Below are 2,602 nucleotides of genomic sequence, written 5' to 3'. Positions count from 1 at the left end.
AGTACTAGACAGTGCCGGCGACGTCGACACACCCGGGTGCGGCCAGCTGGTCCCGGCCGGGAAACAACTGTCATGTCGACCCGATGACAGCCAGAATTGTCCGGAACCGGGGACCGGAACCGCTCTTACTCGTTGTCTCGGGCGGTGCCCACCTTGGCCGCGAGCGCGGCCATCACCGCGGGGTCGCGCAAGGTCGTGACGTCGCCGAGTTCCCGGCCTTCGGCAATGTCACGCAGCAACCGGCGCATGATCTTACCGGACCGGGTCTTCGGTAGGTCGTCGGCCCAGATGATCCGCCGCGGCCGGGCGAGCTTGCCGATCCGCCTGGCCACGTGCTCGCGCAGCTCGGCCTCGTCGCCCGAGCGGTCACCGGCGAGCGTCACGAACGCGACGATCGCCTGGCCGGTCTGCTCGTCGTACTCTGCGACCACCGCCGCCTCGGCGACGGCCTCATGGGCGACGATCGCCGACTCCACCTCCGCGGTGGACAGCCGGTGCCCGGACACGTTGATGACGTCGTCGATCCGCCCGATGATCCAGAAGTAGCCGTCAGCGTCGAGGCGCGCGGCGTCGCCGACGACGTAGGTCGACGGGCCGAAGCGGGAGAAGTACGTCTTGACGAACCGCTCGTCGTCCTTGTAAAGGGTGCGCAGCATGGATGGCCATGGCTTGGTGATCACCAGGATTCCGGTGCCCTCGGTGACCGGCTCGCCGTCCTCCGAGAGCAGCGCCGGGCTGATACCGGGCAGCGGCAGGGTCGCCGAACCCGGCTTGGTCGACGTCACGCCGGCCAGCGGCGAGATGAGCACGGAGCCGGTCTCGGTCTGCCACCACGTATCGACGATCGGGCAGCGACCACCGCCGATGACCACGTGGTACCACAACCATGCCTTCGGGTTGATCGGTTCCCCGACCGTGCCGAGTACCCGCAGCGAGGACAGGTCGCGCCGACCGGGATACCGCGCGCCCCACTTGATGCACGTACGGATCGCCGTCGGCGCCGTGTAGAACACGGTGACCTTGTACTCCTCGATGAGCCGCCACCAGATGTCGTAGTCGGGGTAGTCCGGCGCCCCCTCGTACATCACGCTGGTCACGCCGTTCGACAGCGGGCCGTAGACGATGTAGGAGTGCCCGGTGATCCAGCCGACGTCCGCGGAACACCAGTAGACGTCGGTGCCCGGGTCGATGTCGAAGACCGCCCGGTGAGTGTAGGTGGCACCGAGCAGGTAACCCGCGGTCGTGTGCAGGATCCCCTTCGGCTTCGCGGTCGATCCGGAGCTGTAGAGGATGAACAGGGGATGCTCCGCGGACAGCGGTTCCGGCGGGCAGTCGGGCGCCGCCGCGGCCAGCAGTTCATGGTACCAGACGTCCCGGCCCGCGGTCATCGGCGCCCCGGTACCGCCCGGCCCGGGCACGACCACAACGTGCTCCAGTGCCGGGAGGTCACCGAGCTCCGCGTCGACGGCGGCCTTCACCGGCGCCGTCCGCCCTTTGCGCCGCGCGCCGTCCACGGTGATCAGCACCTTGGCGTCGGAGACCTCCATCCGCTCCCGGACCGCGGACGGCGCGAAACCACCGAAGACCACGTTGTGGACCGCGCCGATCCGGGCGCAGGCCAGCATCGCGACGGCCACCTCGGGAATCATCGGCAGGAAGATCCCGACCACGTCGCCGGCGCGCACGCCGAGCGAACGCAGCCCGTTCGCCAGCCGCTGGGTGTCGGCGAGCAGGTCCGCATAGGTGACGGTGCGCCGCTCTCCCTCCTCCCCGTGCCAGTGGAAGGCCACCCGCTCGCCGCGCCCGGCCGCCACGTGCCGGTCCAGGCAGTTCTCCGACAGGTTCAGCGTCCCGTCCGCGAACCAGGTGTAGAAGGGCGGGTTCGAGTCGTCGAGTACCTGCGTGAACGGCGTGTGCCAGGTCAGCAGCTCCTCGGCCTTGCGAGCCCAGAACGCGTTCGGGTCCGCCTCGGCGGCGGCCCGGTCGGCGTCCATCGGCCGGCGCCGGGTGAAGGCCGCCGACGGGTCGAAACGCTCCACTGACAGCAGGCTCTCCAGGGTCGCCTCGAGATCGGCGACGTTCTCGAGACCGGTCGGGACGCTGACACCTGTGTCGGCCACGGCTCCTCCTGGGTCGGCTCGGGACGAACAGCACGGTCATACTCTGCCCCTCGGTCTACCACGAAGGCCCGTCAACTCTCAGGAGTTGCGCGGCAGGTTCCGGCGGTCGGCAGGTTCCGGGAGCGAGAGTCGGCAGGTTCCGGGAGTGGGAGGGGACCGACTGGTGGCCGACAGTTGGTAATGTCCGCTACTTCCGGTTAGGGGCTAGTGCGCCGGCTGGAACCAAGTGATCCCCGAACCCGATCGGGAGATGATTGATGAAGATCAGCTCGTGTCGGCCTATCGTGACGACCGACACCTACAGCGACACCGAAACCATCCTCAAAGCCGGCGCCGTCGACGATCTCGGCGGGCCGGGGCGGGGTGGGGAACGCCGGGGTGCCGGACGCCTCGCCGGTCGTCGAGGGGCCTGAAGCGGGAGGAATGCGGATGAGTGTGGTGCGGCTCGAGGTTGACGGCGGGATCGGCACCATCCGGTTAGA

At 68.9% G+C, this 2,602-nt stretch carries 1 protein-coding gene; it reads right to left on the bottom strand.

The window, feature by feature from the left end:
• Window positions 1-125: 125 nt before the first annotated feature.
• Window positions 126-2,120, bottom strand: coding sequence for an acetate--CoA ligase (gene acs, locus ACY45C_RS18945; RefSeq protein ID WP_462188917.1), 1,995 nt, complete (start codon window positions 2,118-2,120; stop codon window positions 126-128).
• Window positions 2,121-2,602: the final 482 nt, after the last annotated feature.

The organism is Frankia sp. CcWB2, from assembly GCF_977927585.1.
The sequence above is the reverse complement of the archived record's forward strand: the minus strand, read 5'-3'. Positions and strand labels throughout refer to the sequence as shown.